The sequence below is a fragment of the Streptomyces sp. NPDC048612 genome (genome assembly GCF_043199295.1).
Classification (GTDB): domain Bacteria; phylum Actinomycetota; class Actinomycetes; order Streptomycetales; family Streptomycetaceae; genus Streptomyces.
In genome coordinates, this window is sequence record NZ_JBICVV010000063.1 from 1 (window position 1) to 2880 (window position 2880).

The following is a 2880-nucleotide window of genomic DNA, read 5'->3' on the forward strand; positions in this document are numbered from 1 at the left end:
ACTGGTCGGCGTTCTTTGCCGGTACGGGTGCCCGCCGCGTCGCTCTCCCCACGTACGCCTTCCAGCGCAGCCGCTACTGGCTCGACGCGACCCCGACCGCCGAGCCCGCTGAGGCAGGCTCCGTGGCGGACCCGGCGGAGGCGGAGTTCTGGAAGGCCGTCGACGACCACGACGCCGAGGGGCTGGCGCAGACGCTGGCACTGGAGCCCGGAAGCCTGGACGCCGTACTGCCGGCGCTCAGCACCTGGCGGTCCCGGCGGCACGAAGACTCGGTCACCGACGACTGGCGTTACCGCGCCACCTGGAAGCCGGTCACGCTGCCGCCCTCCGCCAGGCTCGCCGGCACCTGGCTCGTCGTCGCACCCGAGGGCAGAGCTGCCCTGGCGGCCTCAGTGGCCGACGCACTTCGGGCCGCCGGAGCACGGGTCGCGAACCTGGAAGTCGACGCGACAGACCCCGACTTTACGGACACCGACTTCACAGACCCTGACTTCACGGACACCGGCTTCACGGACACCGTCGCCGACGATGCCGCCGAACTGCGCGGCATACTCTCGCTCCTTGCCCTCGACGAGCGGCCGCTCCCCGGCCACACGTCGCTGAGCGCCGGACTCGCCGCCAACCTCGCTCTCGTCCAGGCCCTGACGGCGGCTGACCATACCCGGGCCCCCCTCTGGTGCGCCACGCGCGGAGCGGTGTCCACCGCCGCCTTCGACGAGGCCGACGCTCTCGTGCAGTCGACCACATGGGGCTTCGGCCGCGCGGTCGCGCTCGAACAGCCCCAGGACTGGGGCGGCCTGGTCGACCTGCCCGAAACCCTCGACGAGCGGGCGGGGGCCCGTCTCGCCACCGTCCTCGCGGGCGGTACGGCGGACAGCGAGGTGGCCGTACGCGCCTCCGGCGTGTTCGCCCGCCGGCTGGTGCGCGCCCGCCTCGGAGCGCAGGCGCCCGACGCCTGGCAACCGCGCGGCACGGTCCTCGTGACCGGCGCCACGGGAAGCGCCGGCGCCCACATCGCCCGCGGCCTCGCGGCGGCGGGCGCCGAGCACCTGCTGCTGGTGAGCCGTCGCGGCGAGAACGCCACGGGGGCCCGCGAACTGCGCGAGGAACTGGCGGCGACGGGCGTACGCGTGACGCTCGCGGCCTGCGACATCGCCGTACGGGACGACCTGGCGCGGCTGCTCGACGAGCACCCCCTCGACGCGGTCGTGCACACGGCCGGAGTGCTGGACGACGGCGTGGTCACCACGCTCACACCCGAACGCGTGGAGTCGGTGCTCCGACCGAAGGTCCAAGGGGCGCTCAACCTGCACGAGTTGACATTGGACGCCGACCTGGACGCGTTCGTCCTGTACGCGTCGCTGAGCGGTGTCACGGGCAGCGCGGCCCAGGCGAGCTACGCGGCCGGCAACGCCTTCCTCGACGCCCTCGCCGAACACCGCCGCGCCTGCGGCCTCGCGGGCACGTCCGTGGCATGGGGCGCGCTGGGCGGCGGAGGAATGGCGGACGAGGACACGGCGGCCGAGCGCATCAGGCGCGGTGGCCTGCACCCGATGAGCCCCGAGCGCGTCCAGCGCGCACTGTTCCAGGCGATCGCCGCGCAGGACGGCGCGGTCGCGGTCGCGGACGTCGACTGGGAGAGGTTCGCGCAGGGGCTCGCGGTCATCCTGCCCACCTCGCTGCTGCGCGAGATACCCGAGGCCGTACGGGCGACGGAGCAGCTCACGAAGGACCGCCGGGAGCGGGAGTCGACGGCGGAGAGCCTCGCGACGAGCCTGGCCGGGCTGCCCGCCGCCGAGCGGGCGCGGGAAGCACGCGAACTCGTACGCGCGAGCGCGGCGGCTGTACTCGGCTACGCGGACGCATCCGAGGTCCCCGAGCACAAGGCCTTCCGCGAACTGGGCATCGACTCGCTGACGGCGGTCGAACTGCGCAACCTGCTCGGCACGGCCACCGGCCTGCGGCTGCCCGCGACCCTGGTCTTCGACCACCCGACCCCCACCGACCTGGGCGGGCACCTGGCCGCGCTGCTCGGAGACGACGGGGACGACGGGGACGGCCAGGCCGACGTTCCGGCCGTGGCGGGCGCCGGGGCCCCGGCCGCGACGGACGAACCCCTAGCCGTGGTCGGCATGGCCTGCCGCTTCCCCGGCGACGTCAACACGCCGGAACAGCTGTGGGACCTGCTGATCTCCGGCGGCGACGCCCTGACCGCCTTCCCGGCCGACCGCGGCTGGGACACGACGGAGGCGTCGGCGACGCAGGTGGGCGGCTTCGTCCACGACGCGACCTGGTTCGACGCGGGCCTGTTCGGGATCTCGCCGCGTGAGGCGTTGGCGATGGACCCGCAGCAGCGCCTGCTCCTGGAGACCTCGTGGGAGGCTTTCGAGCGCGCGGGTCTCGACCCGGCCGGGCTGCGGGGCAGCAGGTCCGGTGTCTTCATCGGCACGAACGGCCAGGACTACGGCCCCCTGCTCGTGGGCGGTGACCAGGACTTCGGCGGCTACCTCGCGACGGGCAACGCGGCGAGCGTGGTCTCGGGCCGACTCTCGTACTCGTTCGGCCTCGAGGGCCCGGCGATGACCGTCGACACGGCGTGCTCGTCGTCACTTGTGGCCCTGCACCTGGCCGCGCAGTCGCTGCGGCAGGGCGAGTGCGACATGGCCCTCGCCGGTGGTGTCACGATCATGTCCACCCCCACCGTCTTCATGGAGTTCAGTCGCCAGGGCGGTCTCGCGGCGGACGGCCGCTGCAAGGCGTTCAGCGTCGACGCGGACGGTACGGGCTGGGGCGAGGGCGTGGGCATGCTGGTCCTTGAGCGTCTTTCGGATGCGGTGCGCAATGGTCACGAGGTGCTCGCGGTCGTGCGGGGCAGCGCGG

At 73.7% G+C, this 2880-nt stretch carries 1 protein-coding gene; it reads left to right on the plus strand.

Features of this window, described 5'->3' with window-relative positions; genetic code table 11:
- Positions 1-2880, plus strand: a 2880-nt coding sequence (locus ACGFN2_RS35870; protein ID WP_393367180.1) for an SDR family NAD(P)-dependent oxidoreductase, incomplete at both ends; no start/stop codon positions are given.